Annotated in this window: 12 protein-coding genes and 2 pseudogenes; 6 read left to right on the top strand and 8 right to left on the bottom strand. The window is 71.6% G+C overall.

All coding sequences use genetic code 11. From position 1 onward, the window contains the following. Positions 1-90: 90 nt before the first annotated feature. From ACWDX7_RS13960 to ACWDX7_RS13990, 7 genes and pseudogenes are all read right to left on the bottom strand, one after another. Positions 91-261 (bottom strand): hypothetical protein, encoded by a 171-nt coding sequence (locus ACWDX7_RS13960; protein ID WP_451489697.1) that lies wholly within the window; start codon positions 259-261, stop codon positions 91-93. Between the two features lie 117 nt (positions 262-378). Beyond that, positions 379-921: pseudogene (locus ACWDX7_RS13965) on the bottom strand (hypothetical protein); the annotation flags it as partial. Continuing rightward, positions 918-1,517 carry a TniB family NTP-binding protein gene (locus ACWDX7_RS13970; protein ID WP_451750619.1) on the bottom strand — a complete coding sequence of 200 codons (600 nt, stop codon included), beginning with the start codon at positions 1,515-1,517 and terminating at the stop codon, positions 918-920. The gene ACWDX7_RS13970 and the pseudogene ACWDX7_RS13965, both read right to left, overlap by 4 nt. 9 nt (positions 1,518-1,526) lie before the next feature. Beyond that, a complete protein-coding gene (locus tag ACWDX7_RS13975; RefSeq protein WP_451489682.1) occupies positions 1,527-1,850 on the bottom strand; it encodes a hypothetical protein in 324 nt (107 codons plus the stop codon). Positions 1,851-2,059: 209 nt separating this feature from the next. Next, positions 2,060-3,652 carry a hypothetical protein gene (locus ACWDX7_RS13980; RefSeq protein ID WP_451489696.1) on the bottom strand — a complete coding sequence of 531 codons (1,593 nt, stop codon included), beginning with the start codon at positions 3,650-3,652 and terminating at the stop codon, positions 2,060-2,062. A gap of 740 nt (positions 3,653-4,392) precedes the next feature. Then, a pseudogene (locus ACWDX7_RS13985) lies at positions 4,393-5,074 on the bottom strand (TnsA-like heteromeric transposase endonuclease subunit); the annotation flags it as partial. Between the two features lie 224 nt (positions 5,075-5,298). After that, positions 5,299-5,730 carry a hypothetical protein gene (locus tag ACWDX7_RS13990; protein ID WP_451489681.1) on the bottom strand — a complete coding sequence of 144 codons (432 nt, stop codon included), beginning with the start codon at positions 5,728-5,730 and terminating at the stop codon, positions 5,299-5,301. 1,215 nt (positions 5,731-6,945) lie between these two features. On the opposite strand from ACWDX7_RS13990, the gene ACWDX7_RS13995 reads away from it, so the two are divergent. The 4 genes from ACWDX7_RS13995 to ACWDX7_RS14010 all read left to right on the top strand — a co-directional run bounded on the left by ACWDX7_RS13995 (position 6,946) and on the right by ACWDX7_RS14010 (position 10,295). Then, positions 6,946-7,569 carry a histidine phosphatase family protein gene (locus ACWDX7_RS13995; protein ID WP_451489680.1) on the top strand — a complete coding sequence of 208 codons (624 nt, stop codon included), beginning with the start codon at positions 6,946-6,948 and terminating at the stop codon, positions 7,567-7,569. A 338-nt stretch (positions 7,570-7,907) separates the two neighbouring features. After that, positions 7,908-9,326: a S41 family peptidase gene (locus ACWDX7_RS14000; protein ID WP_451489679.1), complete on the top strand. Its 1,419-nt coding sequence runs from the start codon at positions 7,908-7,910 to the stop codon at positions 9,324-9,326. A 145-nt stretch (positions 9,327-9,471) separates the two neighbouring features. Next, positions 9,472-10,005 carry a DUF998 domain-containing protein gene (locus tag ACWDX7_RS14005; protein WP_451489678.1) on the top strand — a complete coding sequence of 178 codons (534 nt, stop codon included), beginning with the start codon at positions 9,472-9,474 and terminating at the stop codon, positions 10,003-10,005. A gap of 143 nt (positions 10,006-10,148) precedes the next feature. Continuing rightward, the gene (locus tag ACWDX7_RS14010) at positions 10,149-10,295 is read left to right on the top strand and encodes a DUF4287 domain-containing protein (protein ID WP_451750623.1); all 147 of its coding nucleotides are present in this window, start codon (positions 10,149-10,151) and stop codon (positions 10,293-10,295) included. 201 nt (positions 10,296-10,496) lie between these two features. On the opposite strand, the gene ACWDX7_RS14015 is transcribed toward ACWDX7_RS14010, so the two are convergent. Continuing rightward, positions 10,497-11,024, bottom strand: coding sequence for a DinB family protein (locus tag ACWDX7_RS14015; RefSeq protein WP_451489677.1), 528 nt, complete (start codon positions 11,022-11,024; stop codon positions 10,497-10,499). 364 nt (positions 11,025-11,388) lie between these two features. On the opposite strand from ACWDX7_RS14015, the gene ACWDX7_RS14020 reads away from it, so the two are divergent. Together ACWDX7_RS14020 and ACWDX7_RS14025 are read left to right on the top strand one after the other, a co-directional pair. Continuing rightward, entirely contained in the window at positions 11,389-12,588 is a 1,200-nt protein-coding gene (locus ACWDX7_RS14020) for a thiolase family protein (protein WP_451489676.1), read from the top strand. 278 nt (positions 12,589-12,866) lie between these two features. After that, positions 12,867-14,306 (top strand): aldehyde dehydrogenase family protein, encoded by a 1,440-nt coding sequence (locus tag ACWDX7_RS14025; protein WP_451489675.1) that lies wholly within the window; start codon positions 12,867-12,869, stop codon positions 14,304-14,306. Positions 14,307-14,379: the final 73 nt, after the last annotated feature.

Below are 14,379 nucleotides of genomic sequence, written 5' to 3' on the forward strand. Positions count from 1 at the left end.
AGTTGCCTACGCGTCACAGCCACTGTCCTACTGGGTTCCGCCCCACAGAGAAGGCAAAACCCAGCAACTGATCACGACACCACACAGGCCCTAGGTGACCAGGTCACGGGCCAGCAGCGTGGCTGAGGCGGTTCCCGGCTGGTTCAGGTGGGCGTTGGCCGCGACGAGCCGGTTCAGGCGGTGCTGCCATCGGCTGGTGAGGTGTTGCTGGTGGTCGTACCAGCGGGTGGTGATCGCGCGGGCCGTGGTCCAGACGGTCACGGCCCGGGGATGACGTCTCAGGCGCTGGTGGGCGTGGTGGGCTGTGGTGAGTTCGGGTACGGCCCCAACGTGTAGAGGGGTGTGGAGTCGGGGGTCGGGGGCGGCTCGCTGATGTTGTGGGCAGACCAGCTTGTGCCAGGGCCGGTGGATCCACGCGGTGCCGGCGGCGCCGCGGCTGTGGTGGCCAACGCACACGGTAAAGGCGGCCACGGCCTGGTGTCCTCTTTCAATCGGTGTCCAGGTTGCTGTGGCCGCGCCGCCTTCCGCGCGGTTTTCCCGGCTGCCACCCGGGGTCAGGCCTGGTAGCGCGTAGGAGAGGCGGTCTGGACGGATGCCCGCCACCGCGGCGACCCGGCAGGCTGCGATGGGGTTGAGGGCCAGGCCGGCTGTGGGCGGGGTGGCGTGTCCGTGGACGGTGATACCGATGCCGTCGAGGAGCTGGGGCAGCGTCAGCCGGTAGGCATCCGCGATCCGGTGAAGGTAGGAGGCGGTCGCTTCTGATGGCAGGGGCCGGACTCGGAACACCCCCGGTGCCACGGCGGGTAGCCGCACCAGCCGCGCGTGCGCGGTGGGACCACTGGACGATGCCGCGGCCGCGGACGGTGCTGCCGCCACGCTGGGAGCGTCTGCGGAGCGGGCGCTCTGGCTTGTTCGGTTCACGGGGCGGGGGGCCTGCGCCGGGGGGTGGGGCGCCTGTGTTGTTCGGCGAGGTGGTCCAGGCGGATGTGGTCGAGGGTGGTTTTGGTGATGCGTTCGGTGCCGTTGGTCAGGGCGGTGAGGGCGGCTTGGCGGATGAGGCGGGCGAGGGAGCCGATCCGCCCGGCGGTCCGTTCGTGGAGATAGGGCGCGAGCCGTACCAGGCTTCCGGCCTGGTGCCGGCGTAGGTCGAGGGCGTTTTCCATCGCGGTGACGAGTTCACGGAAGGGCTCGCTGGAGCCGAGACGGGCGGGGAAGGGGTCGCATTCGACGAGCGATGCCCGGCCGGCGAGCTGCGCCCCGCGTACTCCGGTGAACAGGGGCGTGCTGGTGACGTCGATTCCGGCGTAGACGAACGTCGCGCCGATGCGTTCGGTGAGGTCTTTGAGGAGGTCGGCGCTCTGGGCGCCGCTGGTGGTGCGGGGGTTGAGGCGGTGGATTTCGTCGATCAGCACCAGCCGCACGCCGGCTGTGGTGTAGGTGCGGCAGACGCTGCCCACGATTGCGGCTTGGGACATGCGGGCGGTGGCGGGGATGCCGAGGTAGCGGGCGAATTCCAGGGCGAGGGTTTAGGCGGTGGCGGCGGGCGGGACCAGCACGTACGCGACCGGTACCTGTCCACTTGCCGCTTCGCCGTGGCGGAGGGTGTGGGCGAGGTGGCATACAGGGCCGACCTGGAGCAGGGCTGTGGTCTTTCCCGCGCCGGCGGGGCCGGTGACGATCAGGGAGGGGCGGGCGGTGACCTGCTGGTGGCGGCCCACCAGCATCAGGGTGCGGACGTGGGTGGCGAGCACGTCGATCACGGGCGTGCGCACGGTGACGAACCGCGAGTGATAGGCGAGCCGTTCCTCCAGGCTGCGCGTTGGTGCCCCGGGCGGGGGAGGGGCGGCCACTGGTGTTGCGGTGAACCGGGCGAACCCGTCCCATGTCGTCACCGACCCCGGCCCCTGCCATTCACCCGCACCCGAGCCCGTTGCCGCGCCCGTGCTGCTCATCCGACCCGTGCCGCTTCCCGCTTCCGCCACGAGCGGGAGCGCCCCGCTCGTCACAACGCCCGCATCGAGGCCAGCCGTCGGCACACCATCTGTACCCGGTACGGAACTCACCACCGTTCCGCCTCCGCCTCGGCGTCCCACAGTCCGTACCCACCCCGGTCAGCGCCGTTTTCGTCGGGCAGGGCGCCAGTGTCTTGCGGAGCGGGTTCGTCTTCGACGTTCTGGCCGATGGCGGCCAGGCCGTCCAGGCTCTCGTCCCACTCCCACTCCAGCGAGCCCCCGGCTTGTAGGGTGCCGGCGATGCCCGCGGGGCCTGGCTTTGAGCGCTGACTTGTGTCCGCCGTGGCGTCGAGTTCCGTCGGCCGGCCGTCTGCCGGATCCAAGGGCTGTCGTGGTGTCGGCAGGCCGGCGGCCAGGCCCTGGAGGGCGGCCGCACTGCGGGGCGCGGTGATCGAAGGGTTTCGGCCTCTGCGTTTGGGTGCCGCCGCGGCTGTGCCGCGGGTGCGGCGCAGGACCTGGTCGAGGGCGTCGGCGAGGTCGGCTTCGTGCTGCTCACGGTCGGCCCGCTGGTCGACTGCGCCGAGGATGTGGCGCCAGATCTGCTCGCCGAAGGGCTGGTGGACGTGGCCGCGGTGGATCCAGGGGATTTCGTGGAGGGTGCCGTCGGTGAGGCGGACCCAGATCTGGCGGGCATCGTGGGGGTTGTGGTGGACTTCCCACCTTCCGTCCTTCGCCGCGGCGTCGGAGCGCTCGCCGCGGCAGGAATCCAGGATGTCGTGGTCGTAGGTGCGGTAGTCGATGCGGATGCCGCGTTCGGTGATGGGCTGCCAGCGCACCGGCAGCAGTTCCAGGTAGTCGGCCCCGGTCAGCGGCACGGGCACGTACCCGCTCACGGCGATCAGCGCGGCCCACATCTGGTTCGGCGTGAGTACCGCCTCCGGCAGCACCGGATGGCGCAGGCCCTCATGGGGACGGTTCTGCCAGCCGCAGACGATCCACTCGTCGAGGAAGTCCTGCAGTTGGGGGATCGTCCACTGCGTCTTGGCGGCGGTGTCCGGGCCCCGGCGCCCGACATGGGATCCGGTGTGACCGGCGACATGCTGGCAGAACAGGTCGTTGATCGACCCGAAGGTCCGCTCCACCACGCCCTTGGCCTGCGGCCGCCGCGGCGGAGCCGGCTGCACGCTCACACCGAGCGTCTCGCACGCGGCGACGAAGCTCTCGGAGACGTTGATCTTCCCGCGGTCGACGACGATCGTCTCCGGCACGATCACCGGCCGCCCGGCCGCACCCTCCAGCCGTTCGTCCAGCGACAGCATCCGCCTGTACGGCACCTGGGCCCGCGACAGGTGCAGCGCAGTAGGCCATGTGGGCCGGGCGGGATGGGGTACCGCCATCTCCGCCAGCAGGAGCGCCGCGTCCACGGCTTTCGTACCGTGCGGCCGCAGTACCGCAGCCAGGATCGAGCGTGTCGCCACATCCACCGCGATGGACAGTTCGGGACGTCCCAGACTGCCGTCCTCCATCACGGCCATGATGTCCAGGCGGGTGGTGTCGATCTGCACCTGCTCCCCGGGCCGCAGCACCACCGGCGCCGACGCCTTGCGCGCCGGCCCGGTCGCCGTCCGTGCCGCTCGCCCGCCCCGCTCGGCCAGCACGCTGACCAGCCGGTAGAACGTCGACCGTGACGGCAGCTCCACCGCCCCCCGCTCCGTGCGTGTCGTCGATGATCTGCCCCACCAGCACTCGCAGTCCCTTCACCGTCCCCTTCGACCGCCCCCGCTGCCTGCGCAGCGCCTCCAGCACCGCCGCCACGACCCGCTCGTCGGCATACCCCGTCAAACGACGTCCCCGCTCCGGCACCGTGCGGTTGTCGACCAGCCCCCACAACCCCTGCTCGCGGTAGACGTACCGCATCTTCTGCACCCTCGTACGCGTCACCCGCGCGAACCCGAGCGCGGTCATCTCCCGCGCCTTGGCGGCCCCCCGCTGCGCGAGCGTCCACCGCTCGGGGTCGTACCTCACACATCGCCTGTCCCTCGCGGTTGCCCTCGGGGTGCGGCCAGCCCGTCTCCACCTCCCTGATGCGGCAGCCACGCGAGCGCCCGCACTGGGCCTCCAGCGGTACCGTCTCGAACAGGCCCCACTGCGGGACCGCGTCCGCCGGCCGCGCGCCCACCACCGCGAAGCCCGGGTCTGCGAACAGCCGGCTGGACAGCAGCGAGATGTCCGTGCCGTCCTCACCCAGCAGATCCACCCGCTGCCCCTGCAGGCCGACACCTGGAACGTCCGCCCCTGGTAGGTGACGTGCCCGCCGACCTCCACCACCGGACGCCGCCCCGCCGCCTCCTTGTGCCCACCCACCGCGCTCACCGCCTTTGCCGCGGCCGGCTCTGGCTTTCCGCCCGCCGCCGGCTGACGGGACGCAGACCAGCGATCCGCCGTGCAGCGGCTCTATCGGCTCCGTCTTCAACTGTCCTGACCACAGGGCGTGAAAGACGGCAGGCAGTACCCGCAGCGGATCCCCCGCCGACGCGGCTCCCTCGGCCAGCGGCCGGGGTACGCCGAACGCTTCGACCAGCGCGGGCCGCAGCTCGACAGACCCCTGATACCGGGGGTGGCGGTAACCGGCCAGCCACCGCAGGTTCGCCCCCTGCACCGCGGACGGCGCCTCAAGACGCCGGTACTCCCATCCGACCCGCGAACACGCCGCCTCCAGCACCGACCCGGCCCGCTGCGCCCGGCATGGCCGGGCAGTCGGCGAACAGGCCCGTGCCATCGGTGTGCCGCGCGAACACCTGTGGGATCCACGACCGCACCCGGCCATCCGCCTCGTCCCGCCACACGAACCGGACAGGCCGCCCGGCCAGGCCAACAACATCAGGATCACGGTCCAAAAGCATCAGCTGCGTGCGCATCGCGGCCGAACCATGCACCACATGCCGCCCGGTGGTCGCCGACCACCACCAGCCCGGACCCCACCTGCGCCCGGGGACCACAGGGAACGCCGACACCGACCCCAGCTCCTCGAACCGCACCGATGCCACAGCCTGCTCCCACGACAGCTGCGCCCTCTGCCCGCCAAGACCGCTGAAAGCGACCTCCACGTCCGAACTGCCCATTTCCCCGACAGCGCATCGAGCGCGACATACGACTTCGTCCTGCACACCGGACAGCCAAGGACGCACCGCCCGCGCGCACCGTGCGAACACGGGCCCGTCCCACTCGAAAAGGTGATTCCCGGCAGAAACCCGGACCGCGCGGAGCCGCTCCCCGTACAGCCCGCACCGGCCGCGGTCGCGGCCCCGAGCTGACCAGACCTGGATTCGGTATCCGCGTCCGGCCGCTATCGGCAGTCTTCGCCGGTGGCGGGTGTGTCGGTGTCGAGCTTCGCCCACCGCTCTACGTCGTGGAGTGCGACGCCCGCGTTCACTGCCGCGAGCGCGGTTGCCTTCAGGGCCTGGTCGAGCAGGCGGCTGGAGTGGCTGAGGCGCTGTAGGAGGAAGCGGGCGGCGTCCGCGGTGCGTCCCTGGTGCGCGCCGCGCAGCTGGAGCAGTTCTTCCTGGGCGGCCTCGATGAGGCTGGTGATGAACATGCGCCGCTCGGGTGGCACGGTGGAGCGCCAGTTCGTCCCGGAACCGCCGACGGCTTTCTCTCTGGTCTGTTCACGGAGCAGGGCGGCCATGGTGGGCGGCTGCTGGTCGGCCGGTACCCGCCACGGGCGGGCGTCGTGGGCGGTGAGGGGGTGCCCCGCCGGTGGATGACGGCGGCCTTCCACGTGATCAGCGGGCTGCCGCCGTCCGTCACGGCCAGCGGGCCCAGCCAGGGGCGTCCCACCAGTCGACCCAGGTGGCGCCCGAAGTGGCCATCGGTGGGCGGCACACGGGCACGGGTGCCGCCGCTGTCGGCCCACACCATCTCCTCGACGGCCACATCCAGCAGCGCGCCGGCCACCGCCACCGCTTCGGGGAAGACGACCGCGTCCCGCCCGACAGCCTGCCACCGCTCGAAGTCGCCACTGGCGTCGCCGCCCGCGACCTGGTGGAGGCGACGCGGCCAGGTCGTCTCTTCCTCCCAGTTCACGGCGTGCTCCCACCAACGGCACACCACCGCCCGGGCGAGAGTGAACACCTCGGCCGGTTCCACGCCCGACCGGCGGGCCCGCCGCTCCACCGCGGCCCATCGCTGCCGCGCCGTCGCGACCTCCGGGAGCTCGCGCAGATCGAGGTTCTCCAGGGGCTGGTCGGCGTCCGCGTCCAGCAGCCACCGGTCGTGCCGCTGGCACACCCGTTCCCAGCGCTCGGCGTAACGCACCACACGTACCGCCTGCCCGGTGCGCCGGGCCGCGCACGGACGGCAGCCGAACGCCACCGGCCCTACGACAGCGCCGGCAACACGCCAGAGGGCTTGTGGGGCTCTTGCCGTGTCCTGCTGGGGGTGTCGAGTCCGGCGACGAGGGTGTCACAGGCGGCATCGACGACATCACTTGCGCGGCCTTCTCCCATGCTCCAGAGGACGGCATGATCCAGTAGGGCGCTTGCTGCGGCTTCGGTCGACATCACTCGCCCATGATTCCCTTCGCGGTGCGTCCCGGTCGAGCGCATTTCATCGAAGCCGCTGTTCAGCCACCTGTTCCAGTAGCGCTCGTGCCGAGTCCGGGTACCACTCGGTGAATCCCGTAGCACCTTCCCGGAGTACGCGTCAGCTTCGGCCGGCTCCATGTCCCGCAGCGGTCGGCCGAACCAGGTTCAGATGTGGTGGTCCGGGTGCCAGACATGCCCGCGAATCGTACCGTCCGCCAGCCTGCCGAGGCCCACGCGAGGACAAACCGGAGCCCTTGCCGCGCCCGTCGTAGGCGCGGCCGTACGGGGCGACAGCCCTCGCGACGTGCTGCTACGGATTCAAGCCCGACCCCACCCATCGCGGAACCGGCCCGCGTGGGTCGACGTCACTCCATGAGTCCGCGAGATCGACTGCATTGAAGGGCGCGCTCATGATCGGTACGGCCGCCCGCTACCTCTATATCACCCGTCACGGCGAGGCATCGTCGGACGAACGTGAGCTGACGGATGCGGGCCGCCACCAGGCCGCTTTGCTGGGGGAGCGACTCCGTGGGGTCCCGTTGGCGGTGATCCACCACGGGCCTCTCGCCCGTGCTGAACAGACCGCCCGGCTGGTCGGTGAACGGCTCGACGGCGTCCCTCGCCGTTGCCTCGAAGCAGCCGGCGACTACATCCCTCACCTGCCGTCGTCCGAGGAACTGCCGCCGGAGGCAGCGGACGCCTGGCTCAAGTTCCTGGACCAGTTCACGGTTGAGGAACGTGAGCAGGGCCCCAGGCTCGCGGCGGCGGCGCTCGCGCATTTCACCGGACCTGTCGTCGGCGACGAACCGCGCCACGAGCTGGTCGTCACCCATAACTTCCTCGCCGGATGGCTCGTCCGAGCGGCCCTCGACGCGCCGAAGTGGCGGTGGCTGGGCATGAACCATGCCAACGTGGCCCTGACCGTTATCCGTTACGCACCCGAGCGTCCCCCGGTGGTCCTTCTCTTCAACGACACCGGCCACCTCCCCGCCGAGCTGTGCTGGACCGGCTTCCCGCAGGAGCTCCACGTCTGAGGCCCCGTAGCCGAGAGCGGCGTCCCGTCCTGAGTGCGGCAGGACCTCCGCAGTCCGACAGCTCGTTCCCCAAGCCCCGCCCGCCGTCCTCGCGAAGGCACTCGGCTATCACGGCAGACCGCCGTCCGACTCCTCAACGAGACTGGTGCGACGAGGAGTTCGATGCGCCCCCGGGGACAACTCACGGTCACCAGTGGGCTGAATTCCCCGGGGAGCTGACCGGTAGTAGGGGGGCTGGCCCCACCCATGATCAACCGGACAGCCGGATGGTCGGGAGAACACCGTGTCGGCGACGGTGGGGCTGTCCCGAGCAAGTCGCCCACCAAGAAGGCAAATTCGTGCGCATCATCACGGCCGCCGCCGTCGCGCTGGCCCTCGCCGGCCAAGCCGCACCGGCCGCCAACGCCCAACAGCCGACCATCGACGGAATCTGGCGCATGGACGGCTACGGCACAGTGCTATCCATCCGGAACGGAACCTTCCAGGAGTACCAGACCACCGCCGTCAGCTGCCTCAAGGGCGACTCCGCCCAGCGGACCGGCCCCGGCACCTACACCAGGCCCGACGGCGACGTCCTGACCGTGCGCACCCATGAAGGCCGCGACCACGCGTCCATACGCGCGCAGGGCGACGTGGGCAGCCGGAACCTCCGGCGTATCGCGGCGTTGCCCGACGCCTGCACGCGCCCGACGGCCGAGGACCCCCGCACGACCTTCGACGTGTTCTGGCAGACCTTCGAGGAGAACTACCCCTTCTTCGCGTCCAAGGGCATCGACTGGCACGAGGTCCGCGAGCAATACCGCCCCAAGGTGCACACCGGGACGTCGAGAGATGAGCTTTTTTCCCTCTTCAGCGAGATGGTCAAGCCGCTCTACGACGCCCATATCCTCGTCCAGGACGGCAAGCGCCGCTTCCACCAGGTCCGCCCCGGCACCGTCGCGCCGACCGGCGACCTGGACGCCGAGGCCAAGAAGTTCATCGTGGAACGCGACCTCAAGGACGCCAGGAACCTCCAGGACTTCGCCAACGGGCGGATCACCTACGCCGACCTCCCCGGCGGGCAGGGCTATCTGCGGATCTCCGGCTTCGGCGGGTACGCCGGAGAGGACGCGCCCTACGCCGCCGAGCTGGCCGAGCTCGACAGGGCGCTGGACACGGCCCTAGGCAAGCAGCGCCCCCAGAGCCTGAACGGCCTGATCATCGACCTGAGGATCAATGGCGGCGGCTCGGACGCCCTGGGAATCCACATCGCTGAGCGCCTCACCGGCACCCCCTACGTCGCCTACTCTAAGCGGGCTCGCAACGACCCAGCCGACCCAACCCGGCACACGCGCCCCGAGCCCGTGTACGTCACGCCCGCCCGGGGCCCCCGTTACACCGGGCCGGTCGCCGTGCTGACCGGCGGCTCGACCGTCAGCGCGGGGGAAAGCTTCACCCAGGCCCTCATGGACCGGCCCGGCAAGACGGTGCGTATCGGGCAGCCCACCCAGGGCGTCTTCTCGGACTTCATGGTGCGCAAGCTCCCCAACGGCATGTCGGCCTGGCTGCCGAACGAGGAGTTCCTGACCCGCTCGGGCAGGACCTTCGACGGCACAGGCATTCCGCCGCACCTCGCCGAGCCGGTCTTCACCAAGGAGGAGTTCGACAAGAAGAGGGACTCGGCCTTCGACAGGGCTGTGAACGTCCTGCGGAACTACGGCGGCACCACGACCCCGGTCGAGCCGGGTGACCTTCAGCGTGTCTCCCTCGCACAGTAGTTGCATGACGAGGTCGAGCTTCGTGCGGGACGCCGTGCTGGGAACGGCCGGGAAGGCGGGCTCTGCTGGCCGGCGGCATCGCGGCGGGCCCGCTGTTCCTCGCGGCCGGCGTGGTCCAGGGCCGGACCCGCGACGGTGTTCCGACTTGACCCGCAACGCCCTCAGTCAGCTCAGCCTCGGCTCGCTGGGTTGGTTCCAGGCCAGCGTCCTTGTGGTCATCCGGCTCCTGTCCATCGCCGACGCGATGGGGATGCGCGAGAGACTGCGCGATACCACCGGCGGCACCTGGGCGCCGCGCCTGATCGGGTGTTCGGCGCCTCCTTCCTCGCCGCGGCGGCCTTCCCCGCCGACCCCGGTGCCCGGTCCCCGCCGGTGCTCCCCAGGCCCGGCGACCTCGCTGAGCATGCACGGTGCCGTCCACATGCTCAGCGCCGTGGTGGGCTTCCTCGCGCTGTGCGCCGCGTTCCTGGTGCTGGCCCGGCACTTCACCACCCATGGCCGACGCCGATGGGCCATCGCCTCCCGCCTCGTGCCGGTAGGGGTTTTCGTCGGCTTCGCCGCCTCCTCCGCCGCCGCCGTCCTGGCCTGCACCGCCGGAGCGGGACTCGGGCTCCTCTGGCTCACCGCGGTGAGCATCCAGCTGCTCACCTCGGCGCCGGCGCCGACGACACGGCCGTAGCGACGGAACGGCTTGCCGACCAGCCGTGCGGAAACGAAGATCGAAGATCACGCATACGGACACGGGAGAGACAACGCCATGGCTGAACCCTTGAAGGGCCCAGCCAGCTACTTCCCTCGATCGAGACGAAGTACGGCCGCCCCATCGCGGAGTGGAAGGACCTCATCCGCTCATCGCCCCTGACCAAGCACACGGAACTCGTCGCCTGGCTCAAGACCGAGCACGGTCTGGGCCACGGCCACGCCAACGCCCTCGTCGCACACACCCTGGCCGAGGACAGCGGTAAGTGAACCGTTCCGCACCGGGCGCAGAACCCCGGGCGAATCACCACCCCGCTTCAGCGCGGAGCCCTCGCTCATGTGAACGGCTCGCTGGGCCGTCTTCGGTTCGGAAGGTGCCGTACGGGGGGATGTTCGACCAGAACGGCGCGGTCAGGCCGCGCCGGGCCTCGGCGCTGAGCGCGCGAGTCGGTCACCTCCGGGGGCCGACGGTCACCGTTGAGCGGTGGTGTTGGCTCCGTCCAACGCTTCGCGGATGATGTCCGCGTGGCCCGCGTGCTGGGCTGTCTCCCTGATCAGGTGGAGCAGGATCCGGCGCGCAGACCAGTAGACGGTCTCCGGCGGGGACCACGGAGTCTTGGGGAGGGGCACGCTTCGGTCCAGGTCCGGCAGGGCAGCCACGACCTGCTCCGTCTGCCGCGCCGCGGCCGCGTACTGCTCCAGCAACCCGGTGAGCGTCTCGTCGTCGGCCATGCGGTACTGCTCCATGTCCAGCATGCCCACCGGCACCTCTCCGTCACCTTTGGCCATGATCTGCGCCCACACCTGCTCGCAACGGCCCATGTGCTTGACGATTCCGCCCAGGGTGAGTTCGCTCGCGGTCGTGCGCTGTGCGGCCTGAGCGTCGGTGATCCCGCGGACGGTGATCAGAAGCAACTCCCGCTGCTCCGCGAGTGCCTGGAGCAACTCCTCCCGCTCGCCTCGAAGGGACGGGGCGGGGCTTTCCAATGAATTGGCCATGGCCCGACTGTAGGAGGCATATAGGTCACAGCGTGTCCTTCATGGCAGTCCGTGCCCTCTTCGGCCTGCCGCGCCAGCCAACGGTGCGGATCCTCGACCGCGGCAGCCAGCTGCCCCCGAGTCCCGAGTCCCGAGTCTCCGAGTCCCCGGCTCTCCAGCCGGTCTGGGCCCCACCGGTCGCGGGAGTCCAGCCGGGGCCGGGCCCGGCTGGGTCGCGTAGCCGCTGCGGGGGGCCGTTGACAGGCGGTGACCTGCGGACGGAGACTGCGGGCGCGCCCTACCCGGCGCGCCCGGCGTCGTACCCCGGTGCCGAAACCGGTACGGAAGCGTCGCCGCCCGTACGGATCCGCCCAGGAGAGCCCCCATGAGCATCCGCACCGTCCGCGACGTCTACGTCGTCGACGCCGTCCGCACCCCGATCGGCAAGTTCGGCGGCGCCCTCGCGGGAGTCCGGCCGGACGACCTGGCCGCTCACGTGGTCCGCGCCCTGGTCGACCGCGCGCCCGGCCTCGATCCGGCCCGCATCGACGACGTCGTCTTCGGTGACGCCAACGGCGCGGGCGAGGACAACCGGGACGTGGCCCGGATGGCGGTCCTCCTGGCCGGGCTGCCGGTGACCGTCCCCGGCGTCACCGTCAACCGGCTCTGCGGATCCGGCCTCGAAGCAGTGATCCAGGCCGCCCGCGCGATCGCGCTCGGGGACGCCTCCGTCGCCATCGCGGGCGGCGTCGAGTCGATGTCCCGCGCTCCCTGGGTGATGCAGAAGCCGGAGCGGGCCTTCACCGCCGCCCACCAGGAGATGTGGTCCACCACCCTCGGCTGGCGGATGACCAATCCGCGCATGCCCGCGGAGTGGACCGGCTCCCTGGGCGAGGGCGCCGAACTCGTCGCCGACAAGCACGGCATCACGCGCCAGGCGCAGGACGCCTTCGCGCTGGAGAGCCACCAGAAGGCCGCGGCGGCATGGGCCGCCGGGCACTACGACGCGGAGGTCGTCCCGTACGCCGGTGTGGACCTCGTACGCGACGAATGCATCCGTGAGGGCTCCACCCCCGAGGCGCTGGCCCGGCTGAAGCCCGCCTTCCGGACGGACGGCGCCGGCACGGTCACGGCCGGCAACGCCTCCCCGCTCAACGACGGCGCCGCCGCCCTGCTGCTGACCGACGAGGCGGGGCTGGCGGCCACCGGCCGCGAACCGCTCGCCCGGATCAGTGCCTCGGCCGTCACCGGGATCGAGCCGCAGCTCTTCGGCCTGGGACCGGTGGACGCCGTCGAGCGGGCCCTCGCCAAGGCCGGCCGGGGACTCGGCGAGCTCGCCGCCTTCGAGCTCAACGAGGCCTTTGCCGCACAGGCCTTGGGCTGCCTGGCGGCGTGGCCCGAGCTCGACCCGGCCGTGGTCAACCCGCGCGGCGGCGCCATCGCGATCGGCCACCCGCTCGGCGCCTCGGGCGCGCGGCTGGCCGGCTCGGTCGCGCACCAACTGGCGGCCGCCGGCTCAGGTACCGGCATGGCGGCGCTGTGCATCGGCGTCGGGCAGGGCATCGCGCTGGTCCTGGAGCGCTGAGGGGGTCCGGTCGCACCGCGGGTCGATCTCCCTACCGGGCCCCTGCACCGTGCCTAAAGGGACCCGGCACCCGCCCTGCACCGGCCCCTGACCGGGCCCGTGCAGGGCGGTGCCTCGGATCGGGCGCGCTCCTCGCCGTGTCGCTCCTTTTCGGTCATGAGGTCTCCTCAACTGCCCTAGAACTGAACAGAAGTGGTGCCTCCGGTCTGGCACGATGGCGCGTGCTGCCGCCTCGCCCGCCCCCGCCCCCGCCCATCCGCACCCGGAGGCCCCGCGCCATGCCGCTCCTCGACCCGACGTTCTGGCAGGACGGACCCACCCTCACGGGCGGCGCCGCCCCGGTCGTCGAACCCGCCACCGGCCGCACCCTCGCCACCCTCGACCTGGCCGCGCCCTCCGACGTAGCGGACGCCGCCGTACGGGCCCGGGCCGCGCAGCAGGACTGGGCACGGGCCACCCACGCGCAACGGGCGGCCGTGCTGCGCCGTGCCGGGGACCTGTTCGCCGTGCACGCCGACGAGCTGCGGCAATGGCTCGTACGGGAATCCGGCTCGATCCCCGGCAAGGCGGACTTCGAGCTGCACGTCGCCGCGCAGGAGTGCTACGAGGCCGCCGCGCTCGCCTCGCGCCCCACCGGCCAGGTACTGCCGAGCGAGGCGCCCCGGCTGTCTTTCACCCGCCGCATCCCGGCCGGAGTGGTCGGGGTCGTGGCCCCCTTCAACGCCCCGCTGATCCTGGCGATCCGCTCGGTCGCACCGGCGCTGGCACTCGGCAACGCGGTGCTGCTCAAGCCGGACGCGCGTACGGCCGTATGCGGCGGCCTCGCCCTCGCCGCGGTGTTCGCCGCCGCCGGTCTGCCCGGCGGGCTGCTGCACGTACTGCCCGGGGGCTCCGGAACGGGCGCCGCCGTGGTCGCCGACCCCCGCGTGCGCGTGGTCTCCTTCACCGGTTCCACGGCGAGCGGCCGGCTCGTCGCCGAGCTGGCGGGCCGCCATCTGACGCGCGCCCACCTGGAATTGGGCGGCAACTCCGCGATGGTCGTGCTCCGCGACGCCGATGTGGAGGCCGCCGTCGCCCAGGCCTCCTGGGGCTCCTTCTTCCATCAGGGTCAGGTGTGCATGACCCCCGGCCGCCACCTCGTGCACGCCTCGCTCTACGACGAGTACGTGGAGCGGCTGGCCGTACGCGCCGAGGAGCTGGCGGTGGGGGACCCGTACCGCGAGCCCGTACACCTCGGCCCACTGATCGACCGCGCTCAGCTGGACCGGGTCCACGGCCTGGTGGAGGCCAGCACCCGGCAGGGGGCCAAACTCGTCGCGGGCGGTACCCACCGGGAGCTCTTCTACCGGCCCACCGTGCTGGCGGGCGTCGCCGACGACACGCCCGCCTACGCGGAGGAGGTCTTCGGCCCCGTGGCGCCCGTACGGTCCTTCGCGACGGAGGAGGAAGCGGTGGCACTGGCCGCGGCCGATCCGTACGGCCTGGCCCTCGGGATCGTGACGCGGGACGCCGCGCGCGGGCTGGAGCTGGCCGAGCGGATACCCACCGGGATCGTGCACATCAACGACCAGACGGTGAACGACGAGGCCGTGGCCCCCTTCGGCGGCGTGGGCGCCTCCGGCACCGGCGCCCGCTTCGGCGGCGAAGCCAATCTGGACGCCTTCACGGAACTGCGCTGGACCACGACCCGCGCCACCCCGGCGGGGCACCCTTTCTAGGACGGGATCCCCTTCTCGGAGCGGGATACGGGATACGGGATCACCCTCCAGGAATCATGGGCGCGCGTCGTTC

This window comes from Streptomyces sp. NPDC003034, assembly GCF_053591375.1.